This is a genomic window from Pseudomonas sp. DY-1 (assembly GCF_003626975.1).
Lineage (GTDB): Bacteria > Pseudomonadota > Gammaproteobacteria > Pseudomonadales > Pseudomonadaceae > Metapseudomonas.
The window spans coordinates 2,698,679-2,723,499 of the sequence record NZ_CP032616.1 but is presented as its reverse complement, the minus strand read 5'-3'; the positions used below and the strand labels follow the sequence as shown (position 1 = coordinate 2,723,499).

The 24,821-nt window shown below is 63.9% G+C and carries 22 protein-coding genes; 9 read left to right on the top strand and 13 right to left on the bottom strand.

The window, feature by feature from the left end:
- Nucleotides 1-48: 48 nt before the first annotated feature.
- Nucleotides 49-2,076 carry a TRAP transporter permease gene (locus D6Z43_RS12830; protein WP_120652572.1) on the top strand — a complete coding sequence of 676 codons (2,028 nt, stop codon included), beginning with the start codon at nt 49-51 and terminating at the stop codon, nt 2,074-2,076.
- Nucleotides 2,073-2,474: a DUF1850 domain-containing protein gene (locus D6Z43_RS12825; protein ID WP_120652571.1), complete on the top strand. Its 402-nt coding sequence runs from the start codon at nt 2,073-2,075 to the stop codon at nt 2,472-2,474. Before D6Z43_RS12830 ends, D6Z43_RS12825 begins: the two co-directional genes overlap by 4 nt.
- Nucleotides 2,475-2,625: 151 nt before the next feature.
- Here the strand turns inward: D6Z43_RS12825 and D6Z43_RS12820 are convergent, their stop codons facing one another.
- The 11 genes from D6Z43_RS12820 to D6Z43_RS12775 form a co-directional block, all read right to left on the bottom strand.
- Nucleotides 2,626-3,672: a chemotaxis response regulator protein-glutamate methylesterase gene (locus D6Z43_RS12820; protein WP_120652570.1), complete on the bottom strand. Its 1,047-nt coding sequence runs from the start codon at nt 3,670-3,672 to the stop codon at nt 2,626-2,628.
- A 4-nt stretch (nt 3,673-3,676) separates the two neighbouring features.
- Complete coding sequence (locus tag D6Z43_RS12815) at nt 3,677-4,288, bottom strand: chemotaxis protein CheD (RefSeq protein WP_120652569.1); 612 nt, start codon at nt 4,286-4,288, stop codon at nt 3,677-3,679.
- The gene (locus D6Z43_RS12810; protein ID WP_120652568.1) at nt 4,285-5,130 is read right to left on the bottom strand and encodes a CheR family methyltransferase; all 846 of its coding nucleotides are present in this window, start codon (nt 5,128-5,130) and stop codon (nt 4,285-4,287) included. The genes D6Z43_RS12815 and D6Z43_RS12810 overlap by 4 nt, the downstream gene beginning before the upstream one ends.
- Nucleotides 5,131-5,178: 48 nt before the next feature.
- Nucleotides 5,179-7,182, bottom strand: a complete 2,004-nt coding sequence (locus D6Z43_RS12805; RefSeq protein WP_120652567.1) for a methyl-accepting chemotaxis protein — start codon at nt 7,180-7,182, stop codon at nt 5,179-5,181.
- Nucleotides 7,183-7,200: 18 nt separating this feature from the next.
- Nucleotides 7,201-7,686, bottom strand: a complete 486-nt coding sequence (locus D6Z43_RS12800; protein ID WP_120652566.1) for a chemotaxis protein CheW — start codon at nt 7,684-7,686, stop codon at nt 7,201-7,203.
- Complete coding sequence (locus D6Z43_RS12795; protein ID WP_120652565.1) at nt 7,673-9,499, bottom strand: chemotaxis protein CheA; 1,827 nt, start codon at nt 9,497-9,499, stop codon at nt 7,673-7,675. The genes D6Z43_RS12800 and D6Z43_RS12795 overlap by 14 nt, the downstream gene beginning before the upstream one ends.
- Before the next feature lie 21 nt (nt 9,500-9,520).
- Nucleotides 9,521-9,886, bottom strand: a complete 366-nt coding sequence (locus D6Z43_RS12790) for a response regulator (protein ID WP_077523849.1) — start codon at nt 9,884-9,886, stop codon at nt 9,521-9,523.
- A gap of 202 nt (nt 9,887-10,088) precedes the next feature.
- Nucleotides 10,089-10,829 (bottom strand): methyl-accepting chemotaxis protein, encoded by a 741-nt coding sequence (locus D6Z43_RS28775; RefSeq protein WP_371924419.1) that lies wholly within the window; start codon nt 10,827-10,829, stop codon nt 10,089-10,091.
- Nucleotides 10,830-11,362: 533 nt separating this feature from the next.
- Entirely contained in the window at nt 11,363-11,515 is a 153-nt protein-coding gene (locus D6Z43_RS27915) for a PSPA7_2676 family Cys-rich small protein (RefSeq protein ID WP_162945837.1), read from the bottom strand.
- Nucleotides 11,516-11,695: 180 nt separating this feature from the next.
- Complete coding sequence (gene glpD / locus D6Z43_RS12780; protein ID WP_120652563.1) at nt 11,696-13,225, bottom strand: glycerol-3-phosphate dehydrogenase; 1,530 nt, start codon at nt 13,223-13,225, stop codon at nt 11,696-11,698.
- 138 nt (nt 13,226-13,363) lie between these two features.
- Complete coding sequence (locus D6Z43_RS12775; protein WP_120652562.1) at nt 13,364-14,122, bottom strand: DeoR/GlpR family DNA-binding transcription regulator; 759 nt, start codon at nt 14,120-14,122, stop codon at nt 13,364-13,366.
- Nucleotides 14,123-14,223: 101 nt separating this feature from the next.
- Between D6Z43_RS12775 and ybaK the strand changes: the two genes are divergently transcribed.
- From ybaK to D6Z43_RS12755, 4 genes are all read left to right on the top strand, one after another.
- The gene (gene ybaK / locus D6Z43_RS12770) at nt 14,224-14,694 is read left to right on the top strand and encodes a Cys-tRNA(Pro) deacylase (RefSeq protein WP_120652561.1); all 471 of its coding nucleotides are present in this window, start codon (nt 14,224-14,226) and stop codon (nt 14,692-14,694) included.
- Between the two features lie 29 nt (nt 14,695-14,723).
- The gene (gene glpK / locus D6Z43_RS12765; protein ID WP_120652560.1) at nt 14,724-16,211 is read left to right on the top strand and encodes a glycerol kinase GlpK; all 1,488 of its coding nucleotides are present in this window, start codon (nt 14,724-14,726) and stop codon (nt 16,209-16,211) included.
- Between the two features lie 91 nt (nt 16,212-16,302).
- On the top strand, nt 16,303-17,031 hold the full coding sequence (locus D6Z43_RS12760; protein WP_256661001.1) for an ABC transporter substrate-binding protein: 729 nt from the start codon (nt 16,303-16,305) through the stop codon (nt 17,029-17,031).
- A gap of 100 nt (nt 17,032-17,131) precedes the next feature.
- A complete protein-coding gene (locus D6Z43_RS12755) occupies nt 17,132-17,914 on the top strand; it encodes a PhzF family phenazine biosynthesis protein (protein ID WP_120652558.1) in 783 nt (260 codons plus the stop codon).
- Between the two features lie 59 nt (nt 17,915-17,973).
- Here the strand turns inward: D6Z43_RS12755 and D6Z43_RS12750 are convergent, their stop codons facing one another.
- Together D6Z43_RS12750 and argF are read right to left on the bottom strand one after the other, a co-directional pair.
- Nucleotides 17,974-19,083: an ABC transporter ATP-binding protein gene (locus D6Z43_RS12750; RefSeq protein WP_120652557.1), complete on the bottom strand. Its 1,110-nt coding sequence runs from the start codon at nt 19,081-19,083 to the stop codon at nt 17,974-17,976.
- Nucleotides 19,080-19,997 (bottom strand): ornithine carbamoyltransferase, encoded by a 918-nt coding sequence (argF, locus tag D6Z43_RS12745; RefSeq protein ID WP_120652556.1) that lies wholly within the window; start codon nt 19,995-19,997, stop codon nt 19,080-19,082. The genes D6Z43_RS12750 and argF overlap by 4 nt, the downstream gene beginning before the upstream one ends.
- A 360-nt stretch (nt 19,998-20,357) precedes the next feature.
- Here argF and D6Z43_RS12740 point away from each other — a divergent pair, with 360 nt between their 5' ends.
- From D6Z43_RS12740 to D6Z43_RS12730, 3 genes are all read left to right on the top strand, one after another.
- Complete coding sequence (locus D6Z43_RS12740) at nt 20,358-21,881, top strand: sensor domain-containing diguanylate cyclase (RefSeq protein WP_120652555.1); 1,524 nt, start codon at nt 20,358-20,360, stop codon at nt 21,879-21,881.
- 195 nt (nt 21,882-22,076) lie between these two features.
- The gene (locus D6Z43_RS12735; protein WP_120652554.1) at nt 22,077-22,514 is read left to right on the top strand and encodes a hypothetical protein; all 438 of its coding nucleotides are present in this window, start codon (nt 22,077-22,079) and stop codon (nt 22,512-22,514) included.
- Nucleotides 22,515-22,648: 134 nt separating this feature from the next.
- Nucleotides 22,649-24,757, top strand: a complete 2,109-nt coding sequence (locus tag D6Z43_RS12730) for a molybdopterin oxidoreductase family protein (RefSeq protein ID WP_120652553.1) — start codon at nt 22,649-22,651, stop codon at nt 24,755-24,757.
- Nucleotides 24,758-24,821: the final 64 nt, after the last annotated feature.

Here is a 24,821-nt window from a genome sequence, read left to right as displayed (position 1 = left end):
GCGCCGGCGGCGGGGGCCGCCGGCATTCCAGGCAGTAGAGGACGTGTCATGACAGAAGACCATTCGGGGCTCGGCGCCAGCGTGTCGGACTGGCCCAAGGCGTTGTTCGTCGTCGCCTTGCTGTTCACCTGCTTCCAGATCGTAACCGCCGCTTTCCACCCGGTTTCCACGCAGATACTGCGGGCCGTACACGTCGGCTTCCTGCTGATGCTGGTGTTCCTCAGCTATCCCGCCGTTGGCCGGACGCCGCCCTGGCAACCGCTGGCGTGGCTGCTGGCCCTGGCGGGTGCGGCCACCGCGGCCTACCAGTGGATTTTCGAGGTGGACCTTATCCAGCGCTCGGGCGACCTCACCGGCGCCGACATGGCCATCGGCCTGTTGCTGATTGCGCTGGTGTTCGAGGCGGCGCGCCGTGTGATGGGTATCGCGCTGCCGCTGATCTGCGGCGTGTTCCTTGCCTACGGCCTGCTCGGCGAGTACCTGCCGGGCGACCTGGCGCACCGGGGCTACGGGTTGGATCAGATCGTCAACCAGTTGTCCTTCGGCACCGAGGGGTTCTACGGCACGCCCACCTACGTGTCCGCGACCTACATCTTCCTGTTCATCCTGTTCGGCGCCTTCCTCGAACAGGCGGGGATGATCAAGCTGTTCACCGATTTTTCCCTCGGCCTGTTCGGCCACAAGCTCGGCGGGCCGGCCAAGGTGTCGGTGGTGTCTTCGGCCTTGATGGGCACCATCACCGGCTCGGGCGTGGCCAACGTGGTCACCACCGGCCAGTTCACCATTCCGCTGATGAAGCGCTTCGGCTACCGGGCTGCCTTTGCCGGTGGGGTGGAGGCCACCGCGAGCATGGGCAGCCAGATCATGCCGCCGGTGATGGGGGCGGTGGCTTTCATCATGGCAGAAACCATCAACCTGCCCTATTTCGAAGTGGCCAAGGCGGCGTTGATTCCGGCCTTGCTCTATTTCGGCTCGACCTTCTGGATGGTCCACCTGGAAGCGCGGCGCTCCAATCTGGTGGGCCTGCCCAAGGAGCAGTGCCCGAGCGCCTGGGGGGCGGTGAAGGACCGCTGGTACCTGCTGATACCGCTGTTCGTGCTGATCTACCTGTTGTTCTCCGGACGCACGCCGCTGTTCTCCGGCACCGTTGGCCTGGCGCTGACGGCCATCGTCATCCTCGGCTCGGCGATCATCCTGCGGGTGTCGTCATTCGGCCTGCGTATCGCCTTCTGGATCGCCCTGGGGCTGCTCTGCGCAGGGTTCTTCCAACTGGGTATCGGGGTGATCTTCGGAGTGATCGCCGCGCTGGTGGCGGCCTGCTGGTTCGTCAAGGGCGGCCGGGCAACCTTGCGCCTGTGCCTCCATGCGCTGGTGGAAGGCGCACGGCATGCGGTGCCGGTGGGCATCGCCTGTGCCCTGGTGGGGGTGATCATCGGCGTCGTCAGCCTGACCGGCGCGGCCTCCACCTTCGCCGGCTACATACTCGCCATCGGCCAGGAGAACCTGTTCCTTTCCCTGGTCCTGACGATGCTCACCTGCCTGGTGCTGGGCATGGGCATCCCGACCATTCCCAACTACATCATCACCAGCTCCATCGCCGCACCGGCGCTGCTGGAACTGGGCGTGCCGCTGCTGGTGTCGCACATGTTCGTCTTCTACTTCGGGATCATGGCCGACCTCACGCCACCGGTTGCCCTGGCCTGTTTCGCGGCGGCGCCGATTGCCCGCGAGCGGGGACTGCTGATCAGCCTCTGGGCCGTGCGCATCGCCGTGGCGGGCTTCGTGGTGCCCTTCATGGCGGTCTACGATCCGGCGCTGATGCTACAGGGTGAAAACGGCTGGGCGACGCTCTATGTACTGCTGAAGGCGGTTCTGGCCATCGGCCTGTGGGGCGCGGTGTTCACCGGGCACCTGCAGGTGGGCCTGGCATGGTGGGAGCGTACCCTGGCCTTCGCCGCTGGCGCATTGCTGATCCTCGCCTTGCCGGTGACCGATGAGCTGGGCTTCGTCCTGTCCGTCTTGTTCATTGCCCAGCATGTCTGGCGCGCTCGCCGGGCAGGCGCCGCCACCGCATGATCGGCCTGTGCCTGGGGTTGGCCGGTAGCGTCTGGGCGACGCTACCGGTCACCGAGTTCACCCTGGCCTGGCAGCACACGGTGGAAAAAGTGCGCTGGGAGGAGGACTACCGAATTACCCCGCAGGGCCTGGAACTGCGCGAGGCACGGGTGCGGGGCAGCGGGGCGGGTATGGACATTCCCGACGGCGCCGTACTGCGGGACGGCGCCTGGCATTTCCGGCGCCGGTTGCCACCTCTGAATCCCCTGCGCCTCGGGCGGACGCCGGAGGCGGGGGATTACCAGCTTTGCAACAACGGTCGGTGCCGCGAACTGGCCGAGTGGTTGGGGCCGCCGGATGCCGATCAGCCGATGGTGGAGCTTTGGGCCTGCGAGGATAGGCACACAGCGCCCTTGTAGAAGGGTGCTGAGCGAAGCTCAACAGGGTGTGCATGATGTGTCGACCGGGCAACACCTGGCTTCCCTCACCCCAATTCTCTCCCAGAGGGAGAGGGAGCTTTCCGTGCAAGCTTGGCGTCATCAACGGTGGCCATCAGACCACCCTCGGCCCTCACACCCTGTTCCCACTGCCCCGGCGCCGCGCTTGCGCCAGCAGCGCCGGCCCGATCTCTTCCAGTGCCAGCACCTCTTCCGCAGCACCAATCTCCGCCGCTTCCCGAGGCATTCCGTAGACCACGCAGCTGGCTTCGTCCTGGGCGACGGTGTAGCCGCCGGCCTCGCGGATTTCCAGCAGGCCACGGGCGCCATCCTTGCCCATGCCGGTGAGCAGGGCGGCGATGAGGTTGCGCCCGGCGCAGCGGGCGGCACTGTTGAACATCACGTCCACGGCTGGGCGGTGGCCGTTGACCGGTGGCGCTTCGGACAGGCGCGCGACGTAGTTGGCGCCGGAGCGCGCCACCTCCATGTGCAGGCCTCCGGGTGCGATAAGGGCGGTGCCGGGGAGGATGCGGTCGCCATCGCGGGCCTCGCTGACGCTGATGCGGCAGAGCTTGTCCAGACGCGCGGCGAAGGAGCGGGTAAAGCCCGCGGGCATGTGCTGGGTGATGACCACGCCTGGGCTGTCCGCTGGCAGGCCCAGCAGCACTTCCTTGATGGCTTCGGTGCCGCCGGTGGAGGCGCCGATGGCGATCAGCTTTTCAGTGCCGACGATGGGCAGGCCGCGTTCGACCGGGCGCTCCACAGCGATACGGCGGATCATTCTCGCGCGTGCGGCCACCTTGAGCTTGGCGCGGATTTCTTCGGCGTAGGCTTGCATGCCTTCGGCGATGCCCAGCTTGGGCTTGGCGACAAAATCGATGGCGCCCAGCTCCAGGGCGCGCAGGGTCGCCTCGGAGCCGCGCTCGGTCAGCGAGGAGATCATCACCACCGGGGTGGGGCGGCCCTTCATCAGTTTGTCGAGGAAGGTCAGACCGTCCATGCGCGGCATTTCCACGTCCAGGGTGATGACGTCGGGCGAGTGCTGTTTGATCAGATCGCGGGCGACATAGGCGTCGGGCGCCACGCCCACCAGTTGCAGTTCGTTGTCGGCGCGGACGATCTCACTGAGCAGGCTGCGGATGAGCGCCGAATCGTCCACTACCAGCACCTTTATGGGCACGTGCTCACTCCTTGAACAAGTCGTATGGCCCCAGCGCCTCCCCGCGCTTGAGGTAGAGGATGTATTCCAGTTCGCGTTGCAGGATGGTGTCGTTGTGCAGGCTCTTGAGCTTCTTCACCAGCACCTTGCCGCTAGAGGGGAAGATGTAGACCTTGCGCGCTTCGGCTCCCATCACGTCCTCGGCCAGCAGGGGAATGCCTTCGGTGTCCAGGTAGCTGTGGACGAACTCCACGGTGCGCAGTGTGGCGTCGAAGCGCAGCAAGTCATTGGGCAGGTTGCCGGCGCCAAATACCTTGGCCGCCAACTGATGCCGCCGTGCGCCCTGGCGCAGCATCTCTTCGCTGAGTTGCTCCATGATGCGCACCCCGTGGTGGGTGGCAGCGCTGGCCAGGCCGCTGCCAGGGCCGGGTTCTGGCAGGAGGAACTGGTTCATGCCGCCGACGCCGCGCTGCAGGTCGAAGAGGCACACTGCGACGCAACTGCCAAGCACTGAGACCAGCACCTGGTCCTCGGTGGTGGCGTAGAACTCGCCAGGCAGCACCTTGACCGCCGGCAGCTGGAAATCGGGATCGTAGTAGCGGGTTGCGGCAATGGCGCCTGCAGTTTCCCCTTTCATGATGAGGCTCCCGGTACAGGCTGGTAGACGGTGCGGCTGACCAGTTTCACCACATGGTTGGCCTGCACGAAGCTTTCCGAATGTCCGGCGAAGAACAGGCCGTCTGGCCGCAGCAGTCGCACCATTCGCTCCAGCAGCCGTACCTGGGTGGGCTTGTCGAAATAGATCATGACGTTGCGGCAGAAGATGGCGTCCAGTCCGCCGCTGAGATGCCAGTCGGCATCCAGCAGGTTGATGCGGCGGAATTCCACCATCTGCCGCAGCTCGGGCACTACCCGCGCGAGACCGGCATTGGCTCCAGTGCCGCGCTGGAAGTAACGCTTCTTCACGGCAGGGTCCAGTTGCTCGAGACGCTCCACCGGGTAGACGCCGCGCCGTGCGGTTTCCAGTACGCCGGTGTCGATGTCCGACGCGATGATCTGCACGCCCTGCGCTCGCTCACCCAGGGCCTGGTGCAGGGCGATGGCCATGGAGTAGGGCTCTTCCCCGGTGCTGGAGGCGGCCGACCAGAAGCGCAGCGGCCGGCTCCGGCGCGAGGGATCCTTGGCCAATGCAGCGAGTTGGTCGAAGTGGTGCCGTTCACGGAAGAAGGCGGTGATGTTGGTGGTCAGCGCATTGATAAAGGGCTGCCATTCCTCGGGATGATGGTCGAGGTAGGCCAGGTAGCTGGAGAAGGTGCGCAGTTCGAGTTGGCGTAGGCGCCGTGCCAGTCGGCTGTAGACCATCTGCTGCTTGCTGGTGGCCAAGCTGATGCCGGCACGACGATAGAGCCGCTCGCGCACCTGCTCGAAATCGCGGTCGTTGTAGCCGAACTCGTGTTCGCCCAGGACGTGCGCATTCATTGCGTTACCTCAATGACCCCCGGCGCCAGGGCGCCGGGGGTTACGGGGCTAGAACTCTTCCCATTCCTCTTCTTTACTGCGCGCGCTTCGCCCTGCACGTGTCGGGCGTGCGGCCTGGGGTTGGCGTGCGTTGCTGCGGGCAGCTGCGGGCTGGCCAGCGTGGGCCGGGTCCAGCTTGAATACCGCAACCGACTGCGCCATCAGCCCGGCCTGCTCCTGGAGGGCCTCGGCGGCTGCGGCGGCCTGTTCCACCAGCGCGGCGTTCTGCTGGGTCATCTCGTCCATCTGGTTGACCGCTCCGTTCACTTCCTCGATGCCCCGGCTCTGTTCGGTGGAGGCGGCGGCGATCTCGGCCATGATGTCGGTGACCCGCTTGATGGCGATCACGATGTCGCTCATGGTCTGGCCGGCCTGGGCCACCAGGGTGTTGCCGTTCTCCACCTTGCTCACCGAATCGGAGATCAGTGTCTTGATTTCCTTGGCCGCCGCCGCCGAGCGCTGTGCCAGCGTGCGAACCTCGGCGGCCACCACGGCGAAGCCGCGACCCTGCTCACCGGCACGCGCCGCTTCCACCGCGGCGTTGAGGGCGAGAATGTTGGTCTGGAAGGCGATGCCATCGATGACTCCGATGATGTCGGAAATCTTCCGTGCCGAGTCGTTGATGGCGGTCATGGTGCTGACCACCTTCTGCACCACGTTGCCGCCTTCCGTGGCCACTTCCGAGGCATTCACCGCCAGGGAGTTGGCCTGGCGCGCGTTCTCGGCGTTGAGTTTCACCGTACTGGTCAGTTCTTCCATGCTGGAGGCGGTTTCCTCCAGGCTGGAGGCCTGCTGTTCGGTGCGGGTGGAGAGTTCGGCGTTGCCACTGGCGATTTCACTGGCGGCGGTGTTGATGGTGTCGGCGGACTCGCGGATCTGTCCGAGCATGCGCGACAGGCTCTGCGCGGTTTCGTTGGAGTAGTCCTTGAGTTCGCCGAAGGTGCCCTGGTAGTCGGCACTGATGCTTTGCGACAGGTCGCCCTGGGCGAGTGCGCCGAGCATCCGCGAGACGTCCTTGAGGCCCTTGTCGGCGGTTTCCACCAGGCTGTTCAGGCCGGTAGCCAGGTTGAGGATGAAGCCGCTCTTGCCGCTTTCATCGATGCGCTTGGAGAAGTCACCCGCTGCGGCTGCGCCGACCAGCGCCGCGACCTCACGTTCGACCTGCACCTCCAGGGTCCGGTCGGCCCATTCGACTACCGAGCCGAGGCGTTCACCGGCATCGCTGATGACCGGGTTGGCCACCAGGCCGAAGGTCCGTCCGCCCACGTCGATCTGGGTGCGGAAGGTGCTGGTGAAGGTGGCGAGCAGGCGCTTCTGGTGCTCGGGGTTCTTGTGGAACTGGTCGATCGAACCGCCCAGCAGCTTGTTCACGGAGAACGACGGCAGTGCCTTGCGCAGGTCGGCCTCGGCGTTCTGCAGCATGCTGGTGACGGTCTTGTTCATGTAGATGATGTTGCGTTCGCCGTCGGCGATCATCACGTTGGTACTGCAGTTGTCCAGCGCACTCTTGATCCGGGTGTTCTCAGCGGCGGCCTGGGCCGCAGCCTTGAGACGGTCGCGCACACCGTCGATGGCGTCGGTGATCTGCGCCTTCTTGCCCGGCAGGCGCTCCATGTCCTTGCTGAAGTCGCCACGGCCATAGGCGGTGACCACTCCCACGACCTGCATCTTCACCGCGATATGGGCGGCCACCAGTTCGTTGACGCCCTTCGCGATGCGCGCGTGGGTACCAGTGAAGCGGTCTTCCGGTATGACCTGGTCGATCCAGCCGTCAGTGTGCTGGCGGGTCATCTCCACCAGTGCCTGGCTCAGTGCCTCGGTGCTGGCACTTTCTACGTGCTGTTGGCGCAGGCCCTTCTGCAAACGGGCGAGGCTGTCGTAGACCGATGTCCAGATCGGGTCGTCACCGGCGCCGATGGATTGGTCGAGATTACCCTCGGCCAGGCCCTGGATCAGGCTGGCCAGGTGCTGCGCGCGAAGCTGTGCTTGTGCTTTTCCGTTGAACAGTCCCATGGATTATCCCCTTGCGTGTCAGGCTGCGGCTGCTTCGACCAGGGCCATTTCGCGGCTGGTCATCAGCTTCTCGATATCCACCAGGATCAACATCCGCTCGGCCGCGGTGGCAAGGCCCAGCAGGTACTCCGTATCGAAACTGGCGCCGAACTCCGGCGGCGGCTTTATCTCGTCACCCGACAGGGCGATCACGTCGGACACCGAATCCACCACCACACCGACGATGCGTCGGCCGATGTTGAGGATGATCACCACGGTGAACGGGTCGTAGGTGACGTCGGCGAGGTTGAACTTGATGCGCAGGTCGACGATGGGAACGATGGCGCCGCGCAGGTTGATCACGCCCTTGATGAAGGCCGGGCTGTTGGCGATGGCGGTCACCTGGTCATAGCCGCGAATTTCCTGCACCCGGAGTATGTCGATGGCGTACTCCTCGCGACCGAGGGTGAAGGTCAGGTACTCCTGGGCCGGCTGTCCGGCCTGTTCCGCACTAGGTGAGTTCATGCAGTACCGCTCCTTGTTGTTGGGCCAGGCCCGGCAGGGCGTCGACATCCAGGATCAGGGCGACGCTGCCGTCGCCCATGATGGTGGCGCCGGCGATGCCTTCGATCCGGCGGAAGTTCTGTTCCAGGCTCTTGATCACCACCTGCTGCTGGCCCACCAGGTCATCCACCAGCAGGGCGAAGTGGCGCCCGTCGGCTTCGAGGATGACCACGATGGACTGCTCGGCCGGCAGCGGCGGGGTGGATTCGCCCAACAGGTCGTGCAGCGAGAGCAGCGGCAGGTACTCGCCGCGCACGCGGATCACCGCGCCTTCCTCGCCCCCCAGGCCACGGATGTCCTCTGCCTTGGGCTGCAGCGATTCGACGATGTAGGTCAGTGGTATCACGTAATGGGTGCGCGCCACGGCGACGATCAGGCCGTCGAGGATGGCTAGCGTCAGCGGCAGGCGGATGTTGATGCGGGTGCCCAGGCCCGCGGCCGAGTCGATGTCGATGCGCCCGCCCATGGCCTGGATGTTGCGCTTGACCACGTCCATGCCGACGCCGCGTCCCGAGAGGTCGGTGACTACTTCGGCAGTGGAGAAACCGGGCATGAAGACCAGTTGCCAGACCTCGGTGTCACTCATGCCGTCGTGCACCGCCAGGCCCTTCTCGCGGGCTTTGGCGAGAATGCGCTCGCGGTTCAGGCCACGGCCGTCATCGCTGATCTCGACAACGATGCTACCGCCCTGGTGGAAGGCGCCCAGGCGCACGGTGCCGCTGGCCGGTTTACCGGCGGCCAGACGTGCCTCGGGTTGCTCGATGCCATGGTCGATGCTGTTACGCACGATGTGGGTGAGCGGGTCGCTGAGGCGCTCGATGACCCCTTTGTCCAGCTCGGTGTGTTCGCCCTGCAGCACCAGTTCCACTTGTTTGCCGAGGCGCGATGAGGTGTCGCGCACCAGGCGCGGGAAGCGGCTGAAGATGAAGCTGATGGGCAACATGCGGATCGACATCACCGATTCCTGCAGGTCGCGGGTGTTGTGCTCGAGCTGCGCCAAGGCCTGGTGGATACGCTCGTGCTGACTCGGGTCGAGCGCACCGCCGAGCTGGCCGAGCATGGCCTGCGTGATGACGAGTTCGCCCACCAGGTTGATCAGGCTATCGATTTTCTCGACGCTGACACGGATCGAGCTGGACTCGTTTTCGCTCGTTGCAGGTTTGCTGGCGGGCGCTGCAGCTGCAGGAGTCGGCTTAGGCGGGGAGGCGATGGCCGCGGCGGGTGCGCCAGGGGCTTCATCGAAAAAGCCGAAGGCGCCGGATGCGTCCTGGGTAGGCACGCCAGGCGCATCGTCGAAGAAGCCGAAGTCGTCGGCGGCCGCTGATTCGGGCAGGCCGGGTGCGTCATCGAAGAAACCGAAATCCGCCTCTTCGACAGGCGTCGGCGTGGTGTCCAGCAGCCCGCGCAGGCGGGTCACCGTTTCTTCAACCGGCACGCTCGGGTCGGGGCACTTCTGGCGGTGGGCATCCAGCAGACGCATCAGCACGTCGCGGGCTTGCAGGAACAGGTCGACCATTTCCGCACGCAGAGCCATCTGGCCGCTGCGGATTCGGTCGAGCAGAGTTTCCAGCTCGTGGGTCACGGCGGTCAGGTCATCGAAGCCGAACATGCCGGCGGAGCCCTTGATGGAATGCGCGGCGCGGAAGATGCCGTTGAGTTCTTCCGCGTCAGGCTGCTGCAGGTCGAGACCGAGCAGCAGTAGTTCGAGGCTTGCCAGGTGTTCTTCTGTTTCCTCGAAGAAGACCTGGAGGAACTGATTCATCCCTTCACTCATGGGAGGCGCCTTGTGCTGGGGTCAGGGGAGGACCTTGCGGGTGACTTCCAGCAGTTTTGGCGGATCGAAGGGCTTGACCAGCCAGCCAGTGGCGCCGGCGGACTTGCCTTGCTGCTTCATGCTGTCACTGGATTCGGTGGTCAGCATGAGGATGGGGGTGGCGCGGTAGCCGGGCAGACCGCGCAGACTGCGAATCAGGCTGAGGCCATCCATGTTGGGCATGTTCTGGTCGGTGAAGACCAGGTTGTATGCCTTGCTCTGCGCCTTGCCGAGGCCATCCTTGCCATCTACCGCCTCGTCCACGAGGTATCCGGCGGCTTTGAGAGTGAAGCTCAGCATCTGCCTTATGGATGCTGAGTCGTCAACGATCAGGATCTGCTTGCTCATCAGTGCCGCTCTCCTTGCCGCTTTTTCTGGGGTGATGCCTCTTCTTCCTTGTAGGGGCGATTTCATTCGTCCCTACAGAATCCCGCCTCGCTGCATGGCCACTGGCCATGCTTATGTGTAGATGGGCGCCTTGTGAGCGTCCAGCTATTGACGTCATCCATTCGTCGCACGGATAGGTGGCGAATGCATGACGCCCATCGGTTCAGAAAAGCTCCACCTCGCCGGCACATACGCTGCTCTGGGCGACGGGATTGGCGACAGGTTTGCGCAGCTCGAGGGTTTCCTGGTCGACGCATTCGGCCCACTGCTCCGGCGTCACTGTGCGCAGCCCGCCAAGCGCTGCGGCGAATCCGCCAAGTTTGGCGAAATGCTTGCGCATCTGGCCGATCAGCTGGCTGCTCATGTCCTGGAACTGCAAGGCGGTAATGGCCTGGTCGACGCCTGAGCCCACCTCCAGAGAAATGCGATCCAGTTCCTGGATCACTTTCAGCGTGTGCCGGTTCATGCCTTCCAGGTCTTCCAGCATGTGGTGCAACTGCTGTTTGGATTCCAGGGCAATTCCCATGTCCTTGTCTGCCAACTGGGAGATGGCCGACTCGGCGTCCTGGATTTCGCGGTAGACCACGTCCACATGCTTGCGAATCTGCTCCGAGAATCCGGTGGAGCGGGTGGAGAGGGCGCGTACTTCGTCGGCGACCACGGCGAAGCCGCGACCGCTTTCACCGGCGCGGGCGGCCTCGATGGCGGCGTTCAGCGCCAGCAGGTTGGTTTGTTTGGCGATGGCGTCCATATCGTGGGTGGATTTAAGGATATCGGCGATTTTCTGTGTCACCCGGTCCATGCGCTTGACCAGTTCCTGGGAGGTCTGGCTGGTTTCCAGTGTGGCCTCGACGAACAGGCCCAGGGTGTTACGGGTGGTGGAGATGAACTCCTGGAAATTCATGCCGTCATCGGTGCCCTGCTGGTTGCCGTAGCGCTCGATCAGAGAGTGGGAATGGGCACGCTGCTGGTCGATGCGGGCGGCCAGGCCCTGGAAGCTGTCGCCCAAGCGAGCGATGGCGTCCTGCAGCAACCCGTCGACCTGCCCAGCATGTGCCTGCAAGGTGCCAAGGTGTTCGTCCACGGCATTCTGGGCCTGCTGCCAGTCGGGTGCCACGATGGGGTGGGTAGTGGCCTGCGTGGCACGTGGGCGCGACTCTCGCTGCAACCAGGTCAGCAGCAGGCTAGCCAGCCAGCCTCCGCCCAGGACCAGCCAGACCGGCAGGTCAACAGCGACCATGCCGGCACAGGCCAGCCAGATCAGGGAGTGCAGGGCCAGGCCCTTGATTGGGTTGGCGGACGACGGATGCGACATGGAGCACTCCCTTGCCAAGGTTGTCTGGCTGATGGCTTCTGAAAAGGCCATCGGCAACGCTGGTTAAAACTAGAGGGTTGCGGTGTGCTGTCAAATGGCTATCCGTCGGATTCGTTTGCCTTTCAACCCGCTGTTTCAGCCTCCTCTTCGGGCGGGCTGAGATAGCGATGGGTGCCGCAACGCAGGCAACGCTGGCAGATCATGGGAACAGCGCCGACTTCTGTACGAAAACCTTCGGTCCATTGGCAACCGAGCAGGAAGCAACGAATACGCATGACTCCTCCCGGGGGCGCACCCCCTGGTTCGATCCGGCAGTGGTGGGATGAACTGCACTCGCCTTGTTCTTGTTGGAGGCATGGGGCGCCGTGAAGGATCGGCCGACCGCTCTAGAGTCGGCAACCTAAAAGGGCGAGCGGTGGGGCCGTTGGTCGGGGAATGGAGGGAGCAGGGAAGGGTTACGCTGCATCCACGCGCGGTCGGCGCGGATGCTCCGGTTTCAGGTAATGAGCCAGACGCGCTTTCTGGCTGGGGCTCATGAACAGACCGAGCTTGGTGCGGCGCCAGAGGATGTCCTCGGCGCTTACCGCCCATTCCTGCTGGCAGAGATAGTCCACTTCGCGGGAATAGAGGCCGGCGCCCAGATGCTCGCCGAGGTCAGCCAGTTCCCGTACGCCGCGCAACAGATGCCAGCAACGGCTGCCATAGAGGTTGGCCCAGCGTCTGGCGATATGCGTGGGCAACCAGCCGAAGCTCGAGCAAAGGGCTTCCACCAGGGCGCTGCGGCATTCCATCTTTTCGCCGCCGGGCAGCGGCGCGCTGGCGGTCCAGGCGCCCTTGGCGAAGGGGAACCAGGGCGTCAGTTGCTGGAGGGCGGTCTCGGCCAGTTTGCGGTACGTGGTCAGCTTGCCGCCGAACACCGAGAGCAGGGGAGCCTCGCCGGGATGGGCTGAGAGGGCGAGGGTGTAGTCGCGCGTCACCGCTGACGGATCGTCCGACTCGTCATCACACAGCGGGCGCACGCCGGAATAGCTGTGGAGGATGTCCTGCTCGCTCAACTGGTGCTTGAAGTGGCGGTTGACCACGTCCAGCAGATAGTGGGTTTCTTCGGCGGTGATCGCCACTTCCGCCGGGTCGCCGTGGTATTCGCGGTCGGTGGTGCCGATAAGGGTGAAACGCTCCAGGTACGGAATCGCGAAGACGATACGGCGATCCTCGTTCTGCAGGATGTAGGCCTGCTCGCCGTCGTGCAGGCGCGGCACGATGATGTGGCTGCCCTGGATGAGACGGATGCCATAGGGCGTCGCCTGCTTGAGGTCCTGCTGGATGAAGCGCGCCACCCAGGGGCCGGCGGCGTTGACCAGGGCACGGGCGCGGATCGACAGCAGGCTGCCGTCGACGCGTTCCAGGTGGATATGCCAGAGGCCCTTGCTGCGCCGGGCGCTGACGCAGCGGGTGCGGGTATGCACATGGGCCCCGCGCTCGCGGGCGGCCATGGCGTTGAGTACCACCAGGCGCGCGTCGTCGACCCAGCAATCGGAGTATTCGAAACCCTGGGTGATTTCAGCCTGCAACGGGCTGCCGGCGCCGAAGCGCAGGCTGCGGGAGGCGGGTAGGCGCTTGCGCTTGCCGAGGTGATCGTAGAGAAACAGGCCGGCACGGATCATCCACGCCGGCCGCAGGTGCGGCCGGTGCGGAAGAATGAAGCGCATCGGTTTGACGATGTGCGGCGCCTTGGCAAGCAGCACCTCACGCTCGGCCAGGGCTTCGCGCACCAGGCGGAACTCGTGGTGTTCCAGGTAGCGCAGGCCGCCGTGGATCAGTTTGCTGCTGGCCGAGGAGGTGTGCTGGGCGAGGTCGTCCTTCTCGCAGAGGAAGACCGACAGGCCGCGTCCGGCCGCATCAGCGGCAATGCCGACACCGTTGATGCCGCCGCCGACGATTGCGAGGTCATAGACTTCCGCGATGGGAGAATGGTTGTGGTTCATTGGCAGGCACCAAGGTCGAAACCGAACTTTCAGTGTTCATTTTCGAAAATAGCCTAGATGAGCGCGTACGAAATGACTAGCCCAATGCGCGAAATCGCGCCGGGTGGTCATGGAAAATTCACACAGGGGAAGAGCAGCTCAGACCCGGTCGAGGTGCACCTTGTGCTCGGCGAGCAGGCGGGTCAGGGCGGGGGAGGGCTGGTGGTCGGTGAACAGCCGGTCCACCAGGGAAATGGCGCCCAGGCGTACTACGGCGTTGCGACCGAACTTGCTGGAGTCGGCGGCGAGGAACACCTGGCGGGCGTTCTCGATGATGGCTTGGGAGACGCGCACTTCCTGGTAATCGAAGTCGAGCAGGCTGCCATCTTCGTCGATCCCGCTGATGCCTACGAGTGCGTAGTCCACTTTGAACTGCTGGATGAAGTCCACCGCTGCCTGGCCCACGATGCCACCGTCGCTGCGCACTGTGCCTCCGGCCACCAGTACTTCGAAGTCCGGCTTGTCGGCCAGTTGCGCCGCCACGTGCAGGTTGTTGGTGATCACCTTCAGGCCCTTGTGGCCCATCAGTGCGCGGGCGATGGCTTCGGTGGTGGTGCCGATATTGATGAAGAGCGAGGCGTGGTCCGGGATGTATTCGGCCACTGCATCGGCGATGCGCTGTTTTTCGTCGCGGTTCTGCCCGGCGCGCATGGCGTAGGCGGTGTTCTGGGTGCTCGAGCCTTCGCTGGCAGCGCCGCCGTGGGTGCGTCGCAGCAGGCCGTGTTCGGCGAGTTGGTTGATATCGCGCCGGATAGTCTGCGGGGTGACGCCGAAGGCCTGGGCCAGTTCGTCGATGCTGACGTAGCCACGCTCGCGAGTGAGGTCGAGGATGTCTTGTTGTCGTGGGCCCAGGATCATGCTGGCTCCTTGTTTTGCGCGGCATTATAGCGGCGGGCTGTCGAATCACCGCTTTTCCGTTAAGGTACGCCGAATCTGCCGCAGGATTTTCACAATCGAACATGACTCCCGCCATCGATCTGCTGAAGAAAGCCAAGGCTGAGCACAAGGTGCACAGCTATCACCACGATCCCAAGGCGCCGTCCTATGGTCTGGAAGCCGCCGAAAAACTCAACCTGGACCCGGCGCGGGTATTCAAGACGCTGCTCGCCGCCACCGAGAAAGGCGAATTGCTGGTGGCCGTCGTGCCGGTGGCCGGCAGTCTCGACCTCAAGGCCCTGGCCCATGCTGCCGGTGCGAAGAAGGCCGAGATGGCCGACCCCACCCAGGCCCAGCGCTCCACCGGCTACCTGGTGGGCGGCATCAGTCCGCTAGGGCAGAAGAAGCGCCTGCGTACCTTCATCGATGGCACTGCGCGGAACTTCGAGAGTATCCATGTCAGCGCCGGTAGGCGCGGGCTGGAGGTCGAACTTTCCGCCGATACCCTGGCGACTCACACTCAAGGCCAGTTCGCCGATATCGGTCGCCCCTGAACCCAGAACAAGAACAAGGAAGCATCGCCATGGCCCAATACCTGCTCGCCATCGACCAGGGCACCACCAGCAGCCGCGCCATCGTATTCAGCGCCCAGGGGCTGCCAGTGGCGCGCGCCCAACAGGAGTTCAAGCAGTACTTTCCCAAGGACGGTTGGGTAGAGCACGACGGTGAGGAGATCTGGCTTACGACGCTCAAGGTCTGCCGTGAAGCCATAGAGCAGAGCGGGCTGAATCCGGTCGAGATTGCCGCCATCGGCATCACCAACCAGCGTGAGACCACGCTGGTATGGGATGCGAAGACCGGTACTCCGATCCATCCGGCCATCGTCTGGCAGGACCGTCGCACTGCGGATTATTGCTCCACGCTCAAGGCCGACGGCCATGAAGCCGACGTGGCCAATCGCACAGGACTTCTGATCGACCCCTACTTCTCCGCCACCAAGCTGCGCTGGGTGCTGGAGAACGTGCCAGGGGCCCGTGAGCGCGCTGAGCGCGGCGAGCTGCGCTTCGGCACGGTAGATTGCTTCCTGCTTTGGCGCCTGACCGGCGGCAAGGTGCACCGCACCGATGCCACCAACGCCTCACGTACGCTGCTATTCAATATCCACAGCCAGCAGTGGGACGCGGAGCTGCTGCGTCTGTTCGACATCCCCACCAGCCTGCTGCCGGAAGTACTGGACTGTGCCGCCGAGTTCGGCGATACCGACGCCGCGTTGCTCGGTGCCAGTATTCCCGTGCGCGGCATGGCGGGCGATCAGCAGGCGGCGTTGATCGGCCAGGCCTGCTTCCAGCCGGGCATGGTGAAGAGCACGTACGGCACCGGCTGCTTCATGATCCAGAACACCGGCGACCAGCCGGTGGTTTCCCGCAACCGACTGCTGACCACCGTTGGCTACCGACTGAATGGCAAGGTGAGCTATGCGGTGGAGGGCAGCATCTTCGTTGCCGGAGCCGCCGTGCAGTGGCTGCGCGACGGCATCAAGCTGATCAGCCACGCCCGTGATACGGAAGCCCTTGCCGAGCAGACCGGCGACGCCTGTGGTGTTTACCTGGTGCCGGCCTTCACCGGCCTCGGTGCTCCGTACTGGGACCCGCGCGCCCGCGGTGCAATCTTCGGCCTGACCCGCGATACCGGTATCAAGGAGATCGTCACCGCGGGCCTGCAGTCGGTCTGCTACCAGACTCGTGACCTGCTGGAAGCCATGGCGCAAGACGGCGCTGCCGCGCCCAGTGCCCTACGGGTGGATGGCGGCATGGTGGAGAACAACTGGGTAATGCAGTTCCTTTCGGACATCCTCGGGGTCCCGGTGGAGCGCCCGGAGGTGACGGAAACGACGGCTCTGGGTGTGGCCTATCTCGCAGGTTTGCAGGCGGGGCTCTACCGCGATCTGGACGAAGTGGCCAGTCACTGGCATCGTCAACAACGTTTTGTTCCGCGCATGGCCGACGAGCACCGCAAGAAGCTCTACGACGGCTGGCTGGATGCCGTGCAGCGGGTGCGCAGCGGCGCATGACAGGGCTGCATGGATGCTGGGAGGCGGAATGGGGAGAGGGCGAGGGTCGCTGAAACGCGGTTGGCAGGCTCTGGCCCTGCTGGTCGCATCTTTGCTCTTCCCATCGGCCCACGCCGAAACCCTGGTGATCGCCGGGGACATCTGGTGCCCGATCAATTGTGAGCCCGGCTCCCGAAAACCGGGCGTTTTCGTCGAGCTGGCGCAGGAAATCTTCGGAGAAGCAGGCATCGACGTGGAATACCGCCTGGTGAACTGGGCGCGCGCGGTGCATGACACCCGCAACGGCCGGCTGGACGCCCTGATCGGCGCCGGCATCCAGGACGCTCCCGACTTCGTCTTCACCGCCACACCGCCCGGCGTGTCGCGCATGTGTTTCTACGTCGCACCCAACAGCCAATGGCGCTACCGCGGATTGGAGTCGCTAGCCAATGTCCGGCTGGGAAGCATCAACAGTTACAGCTACGGCCAGGAACTCGACACCTATATCCGCATAAAGCGGGACGATCCGGCGCGGGTGCAGGTTGTGTCCGGCGACCAGGCCCTGGAAATGAATGTGGAGAAAGTCCTGCTCGGACGCATCGATGCCACCATCGAGAACGCCTGGGTGATGGATGCCTGGCTTGCCGAAAGTGGTCAACAGGGCAAGCTGGTGAAGGCCGGCTGCCGCTTGCCGGACGTGCCCATCTTCCTGGCGTTCTCTCCAGCCCTCAAAGGCAGCGCACGCCATGCCGCGCTGTTCGACACCGGGCTCAAGCGCTTGCGTGAGTCCGGGCGAATGAACGCGTTGCTGCAGCGCTATGGCCTGCCTCCGCTAGACTGATCAGGCTGTTCCACCGATATCGACCGGCCACTGTATCGCGCAAGGAGCGCTGGTGGCTGGCATGCTTGTGTTGCCCCCACCCCACATCAAGGAGCGAGTCATGCAGCTGGACTTTCATCAGGTCGATGCCTTCACCCAACGGCCTTTCGGCGGCAACCCGGCGGTGGTCTATCGCCTCGACGCCTGGCTCGATGACCAGCTCATGCAACGCATCGCCTCCGAGCACAATCTGTCGGAAACCGCATTTCTGGTGAAGGAGGGTAGTGCTTGGCACATCCGCTGGTTCACACCCAAGGCCGAGGTGCCACTCTGCGGCCACGCTACCCTGGCCAGCGCCCATGTGCTGTTCGATCTCTACCAGGAGCCGGGCGACCGCCTGGAATTCACCAGCAAGTCCGGCGAATTGCGTGTCACGCGCGAAGAGGAGGGACGTCTGGCCCTGGACTTCCCTGCGCAGGTGCCACAAGAGGTGGGCGTCACCCTTGACCTGGAACACGCCCTCGGCATCGCCCCGGTGGATGCGCTGGGCGCCAACTTCCTGATGGCAGTACTGGAGTCGGAGCAGGACGTGCGCGCGTGCGCACCGGACTTCAAGGCGCTGGCCAAGCTGCCTTGGTCAGGGGTGATCGTCACGGCGGCGGGGATTAAACATGACTTCGTTTCGCGCTTCTTCGCCCCGGTGATCGGGATCGAGGAAGACCCGGTGACCGGTGCTGCCCACTGCGCCCTGATTCCCTACTGGGCCAATCGCCTCAACAAGAGAGTGCTGCGGGCCCAGCAGTGCTCCGCACGAAGCGGCGAGCTCTGGTGCCGCCTGGATGGTGAGCGGGTGAGTATTGCCGGGCATTCGGTGCTGGTGGCCAGCGGGCGGCTTTGGGTGTAGGGCGACCTCTGTCAGAGGCAGCTGTGCTGTTCTTGCTGTTGAGATCGCCCCTACAGGTTTCAGAGCGCGCCGCTGATGCGACGCACGCCGGATTCCTGGGGGGTGAAGTGGGCGGCGACGCTGCCCTGGGCGGGGAAGACCACCAAGTGATCGGCGGCGATGCGGATGCCGACCTCCTGGCCTGGCTGGTGATCGGCGTGGCTGGGAAAGATCGATTCCAGCTGGCTGCCGGTGGTCAGTTGCAGGCGATAGAGGGTGGCGGCGCCGAGGAACGTCTTGCCGATGACGATGGCGCGTAGCTCGCTCTCCGGTGCATGGACTATGTCATCAGGGCGTAGCAGCACGTCGACTGCGGAGCCTTGCGGCAAGGTGTAGGCGCGATTGCCACGGATTATGCCGAGTTCGGTGGTCACGGCATCGGCTGAAATAAGCTGGCCGCGAATGAAGTAGCCCTGGCCGACGAAGCTGGCGACGAAGGGAGTCAGGGGCTCGTGGTAGAGGTTGTAGGGGGTGTCCCACTGCTCCAGCAGGCCATTCCTGAATACACCAACCTGATCGCTGACGGCGAAGGCTTCTTCCTGGTCGTGGGTCACCAGAATGGCACTTGTGCCGCGTACCTTGAGGATCTCGCGGACTTCCTGGCTGAGGCGCCGACGCAGCTCGCCATCGAGATTGGAAAAGGGTTCGTCGAGCAACAGCAGGCGCGGTTCCGGCGCCAGGGCGCGGGCCAGCGAAACGCGCTGTTGCTGGCCGCCGGACAGTTCGTGGGGATAGCGTTTGGCCAGATGGTTCAGCTTCACCAGTTCCAGGAGTTCACCGACCTTGCGTTCGCAGTCGGGCTCCTTGCGGATGCCGAAGGCGACGTTGTCGGCCACGGTCAGGTGAGGGAACAGGGCATAGTCCTGGAACACCATGCCGATTCGCCGCTTCTCCGGTGCCAGGGTGAAGCCGGCGCGCGAGATGACCTCGCCGGCCAGCTGGATTTCGCCTTCCAGTACCGGTTCGAAACCGGCGATGGCGCGCAGGGTCGTAGTCTTGCCGCAACCCGAAGGGCCGAGCAGGCAGCCGATGTCACCGGCATTGAGATGGAGGTTCAGGCCTCGCACAACCTGCTGTTCGTGATAACCGCAGCTGAGGTTGTGGAGGCTGAGGAGCAGTTCGCGAGTCATGCGTGATGGGCGTGTTCGACCAGCAGTTCCAGCAGGGCCTTCTGGGCGTGAAGGCGGTTTTCCGCCTGGTCCCAGGCTACCGAGCGCGGATCGTCGAGCAGATCGACGCTAATCTCTTCGCCGCGGTGGGCCGGCAGGCAGTGCATGAATATCACGTCGTCCGCGGCCAGGTCGAGGAGCGCCTTGTTCACCTGGTAGGGGGAGAACAACGCCAGGCGTCTGGCGGTTTCTTCCTCCTGGCCCATGGAGGTCCAGACGTCGGTGCTGACCAGGTGCGCGCCGGCCACGGCTTCGCGCGGGTCACGCACGACCCTGACACGGTCTCCGGCCTGGGCGAGGAATTCCGCGTTGGGCTCGTAGCCTTCTGGGCAAGCGACGCGCAGCTGGAAGTCGAACTGGATCGCTGCCTCAATATAGGTGTTGCACATATTGTTGCCATCACCGATCCAGGCCACGGTCTTGCCCTGGATGCTGCCGCGATGTTCGAGGAAGGTCTGCATGTCTGCCAGCAATTGGCAGGGGTGCAGGTCGTCCGACAGGCCATTGATGACCGGAACCCGCGAGTGAGCGGCGAACTCGGTGAGGGTGCTGTGGGCGAAGGTCCGGATCATCACCGCGTCGAGCATGCGCGACATGACGATTGCGCTGTCGCTGATCGGTTCGCCTCGACCGAGCTGGGTATCACGCGGGGACAGGAAGATCGCCTGGCCGCCGAGCTGGATCATGCCCGCTTCGAAGGAGAGACGGGTGCGGGTGGAGGCCTTCTCGAAGATCATGCCCAATACGCGGCTTTTCAGGGGCTCGTAACGCACGCCTCGGTTGCGCAGATCCTTCAGCTCGGTGCCTCGACGGATCAGGCTGTTCAGCTCCTGGGGAGTGCAGTCCATCAGGGAGAGAAAATGCCTAGCGCTCATGGTTACTACCTTTCTTCTTTTGTCACTGGCCGCGTGTCCTGGCCGGGTATTGCGGGAACAAAGCAGGCGGGACGCGCGGTCGAAGCCGCACGTGGCGACGATTCTAGGGAAAGGCGCGATCTTATAAGGAAATGTCGCGGTTTTCCAATACGTGCCAGAAACCTCGTCGTTCGTGGCTATACGCCTGGCGCCCGGGGCTTTACGGCGCAATCCGGTGGACCGCTCTGGCGTGCTGTTTGCGTGAGGTCGGGCGTTGTACAACGGCCCTGGGACCGGCGGCAAATGTCCATCATTCCAGATTGTTTCGGCACAGTCGCTTGTCTAAGGTGAGCGCAGGCACGGGCAGTGAGGAGTGTGCGGATGGCTGGAACCGGTCCGGAACCCGTTCAGGGCTACCAGGGAACGCGACGTTCACTGTGGTTGGCGTACGCGCTGCTGCTGTTGGCGGGTCTGGGAGCCATCCTGATGAACCTGGCCCAGGTGCTGGATTCCAAGCAGGTCTACCTGAGGGAAGCGGACAAGGCCAACGCCAACCTGGCCTATTCCATTGCCCAGCATGGCCAGGAGTCCATCAAGGAGGCCGATATCATCCTCGGTGGCCTGGTGAATCTGCTGGAGCGGGGGGAGAGCAGTCCCGAAACCATCAATCAGTTGCTGGTGACCTACAAGCAGCGAGCCTCGCAACTGGCCGGACTGTTCGTCTATGACGCCGAAGGGCGTTGGCTCTACTACACCAATCCGCCGCCAGCAAACGACGCGAACAACTCGGATCGCGCCTACTTCCAGCATCACCTCCATTCCGTGAGTCGCGATACCGAAGTGAGCAACCCGATTCGCAGCCGTTCCACCGGTGAGTGGATTCTACCGGTGTCGCGCCGCTTCAATGACAGGGACGGTCGTTTCGCCGGGGTAGTGCTGGCGACCATCCGCATCGATCACTTCCGCGAGTTCTACAAGCACTTCGACATGGGCGTGCAGGGTTCCCTCCTGGTTGCCATGAACGACGGCACGATCGTCTACCGCCGGCCTGAAACCTCCGGCGCTACGGGCGAGAGCATGGCCGGCAGCTACATGTTCCAGTCTGATCTCAAGCGTTCGCCAGTGGGGCTGGGGGCGAGCATTTCCGTGCTCGATGGGGTGGACCGCATCTACGCGTACCGCGCCCTGGATCACTTCCCGCTGGTGGTGGCGGTGTCCATGTCCCGCCAGGAAGTGCTGGCCGAGTGGGGGCGAAAGACTGCGGTGGTCGCCTGCCTGGTGGCGATGCTGGTGCTGGCGCTGATCCTTGTCGGCGGTGGATTGGCTACGCGGATGCGCAAGCGCATGGCTGCCGCCCAGAGCATTGCGCGGGAAAACCGCGAACTGTTCCGTCTAGCCAACCGTGACAGCCTGACCGGCATCTCCAATCGACGGCAGTTCGATCAGGCCTTGCAGGTCGAGTACCACCGCGCCGCTACGGTTGGCTCGCCACTGGCGCTGGTGATGATCGACGTTGATTTCTTCAAGGCCTACAACGACCGCTACGGCCACCAGGCAGGCGACGTCTGCCTCAAGGCGGTGGGCGACGTGCTACGTCGTTTCAAGGTGCGCGCCGGAGACACGGTGGCCCGTTATGGCGGCGAGGAGTTCGCCGTACTGCTGCCCCATACCGATGTCGCCGGCGCACGCTTGGTGGCGGAGCGGATTCGGCAGGCGGTCTACGAGCAGGGCCTGGTGCACTCCGGCAATCCCTTTGGCGTGGTAACGGTGAGCGTGGGCGCGCACAGTGAGGTGCCGGCGCAGGACGACCGCCCCGAACACCTGCTGGAGCAGGCCGATGCAGCACTCTATCGGGCCAAGAGTGGGGGGCGTAATCGGGTCTGCCTGGCTGAGCCTACGCCCTGAGATGTGGGCCTACTCCATCTACCGCCACTCGGCGGGAAAATATCTGAAGGTCTTTTCGGAACGCGTGAACTGATGCCGCGTGAAGCGGATTGATAGGTTTGCGCGTCCCCGGATTCGGGTGTTTTCCGGGGACGGCTACCGCGCATGGAAATCCAGCGGAGCCGTTCAGACTTTCTATGATCCATGGAGATCGCAATGAAGAAGTTCCTTGTACCCACTGCCCTGGCTGTCACCTTCGCTGCCATGACCGGCTGCAGCAGCTACAACGTCAGCCAACCGACTTCACCGCTGAACGGCAACGTGAAGACCGACCTCAAGGCCGATATCAAAGTGGGCGAGCAAATCACTGGGCAGTCCGAGGTGAACATCCTGTTCAGCTTCCTGCAGTTCGGTGGGGACGCGGAGTTCGCTGATGGCGTGGCCTATGGCGGCGACAGTGGTGGCGGCCTGCCTTTCGGTCCGGACCCCATCTCCGCCGTCAAGTCTGCTGCGGCCTACAAGGCTGTCAAGTCTTCGGGGGCAGACCTGATCGTCGCTCCGCGCTACGAGCTGAGCGTGAAGGATTACGTCGTATTCAAGAAGGTGACCGCCAAGGTGACCGGCAACAAGGGCACCATCCAGTCCATCCGCTGACGGGGCTGGTGAATCGGCAGGCATGATGCCTGCCGATTCACGGCGATGACGCTGCTGGCCGAGCGGCACTTCTGGTTCCATAGTCTCGTTCTTGCGACCTGACCGGTCGTCTCGAACAAGAATGAGGCCAGGCAATGACCAAGACCCTTCATCACCGTGCGTGCCATCTCTGCGAGGCCATCTGCGGCCTGACCATCGAGACCGAAGACCAGGAGGATGGCAGCCGGCGCATCCTTTCCATCAAGGGCGACGCCCAGGACAGCTTCAGTCGAGGCCATATCTGCCCCAAGGCGGTGGCCCTGCAGGACATCCAGAACGATCCTGACCGTATTCGCCAACCCATGCGCCGAGCCGGCAACGAATGGTTGCCCATCGAGTGGGATGAAGCCTTTGCGCTGGTGGCCGAGCGTCTGGCGGATATCCAGGGACGTCATGGCAACAATGCGGTGGCCGTCTATCAGGGCAACCCAAGCGTGCACAACTATGGGTTGATGACTCACAGCAACTACTTCCTCGGTTTGCTCAAGACCCGCGGACGCTTTTCGGCGACTTCGGTGGACCAGTTGCCCCATCACCTGATCAGCCAGCAAATGTACGGTCACGGCTTGCTGATTCCGATTCCGGACATCGATCAGACACAGTTCATGCTCATCCTGGGCGGCAACCCACTGGCTTCGAACGGCAGCATCATGACCGTGCCGGATGTGGAGAAGCGCCTGAAGGCGCTACAGGCGCGGGGAGGAAAACTGGTGGTAGTCGACCCCCGACGCAGCGAAACCGCGGCCATGGCCGATCAACACCTGTTCGTGCGTCCGGGGCAGGATGCGGCGCTTCTGTTCGGCTTGCTCAATACCCTGTTCGAAGAGCGCCTTGGTCGCGCCACCCATCTTGAGATCGAAGGTCTTGAACAGGTGCGGGAGGCCATCGACCGATTCACGCCAGAGGCCATGAGCCAGCGTTGCGGCGTTCCGGCAGAACACATTCGCCAACTGGCCCGGGACTTCGCGGCGGCCGAGAGTGCGGTTTGCTATGGCCGAATGGGCGTATCGACCCAGGCCTTCGGCAGCCTCTGCCAATGGCTGATCCAGCTGATCAACCTGGTTACCGGCAACCTGGATCGGGTGGGTGGTGTGCTCTGCACCGAACCGGCGGTAGACCTGGTAGCCGCCACGTCGGGCGGTCATTTCAATCGCTGGCAGAGCCGGGTATCCGGCTTGCCCGAGTACGGCGGAGAGCTGCCGGTAGCGGCACTGGCTGAAGAAATGCTCACTCCTGGCGAGGGGCAGGTGAGGGCGTTGGTGACGGTTGCCGGCAATCCGGTGTTGTCCACGCCCAACGGTCGTCAGTTGGAACAGGCGCTGGATGGCCTGGAGTTCATGCTCAGCATCGACCTCTATATCAACGAGACTACCCGCTATGCCGACCTGATCCTGCCGCCCACCTCGCCCCTGGAGCACGAGCACTACGACACCACCTTCAACCTTTTCGCCGTCCGCAACGTCACCCGCTTCAACGAGTCCGTACTGGCCAAGCCAGCGGGGGCGCTGCACGACTGGGAAATCTTCGTCGGGCTGGCCAAGGCCTTTGCCGCTCGCACCGGTATCGAACTGAAGCCCACCATGGCCCCCGAGCAGATGATCGATCTGGGGCTGCGTGCCGGTGCCTATGGTGACCGCTCCGAGCTCAAGCTTTCCGTGGCGCGGTTGCGGGAACATCCCCACGGCGTTGACCTCGGCCCGCTAAAGCCCAATCTGGCCGGTCGGCTGAAGACGACCAGCCGCAAGGTCGAGGCAGCTCCGTCGATTCTCCTGGCCGATCTCGAACGCTTCGCGGCACAACCCACTCCCCGGGAGGGCGAGCTGGTGCTGATTGGTCGCCGCCATGTGCGCAGCAACAACTCCTGGATGCACAACTACCACCGCTTGGTGAAAGGCAAGCCGCGTCATCAGTTGCTGATGCACCCGCGCGACCTGGAAGCACGTGGACTGGTAGATGGGCAACGGGTAAGGGTGCGTTCGCGGGTTGGGATGATCGAGGTAGAGGTAGGCGCCAGCGAGGACATGATGCCGGGCGTAGTCAGCCTTCCCCATGGTTGGGGGCATGCACGGCCCGGTGTGCGCATGGGCATCGCCAGCGAGCAGCCGGGCGCCAGTGCCAACGATCTGACCGATGAACGCCAACTGGATGCGGTTTCTGGTAACGCCGCACTCAATGGCGTTCCTGTGGAAGTGGTGGCCGCCTGAAGACAAGGGAAGCCCGAGCGCGCCGCTCGGCTTTCCGTTACAATGCCGCCATCCTGCCGACTTG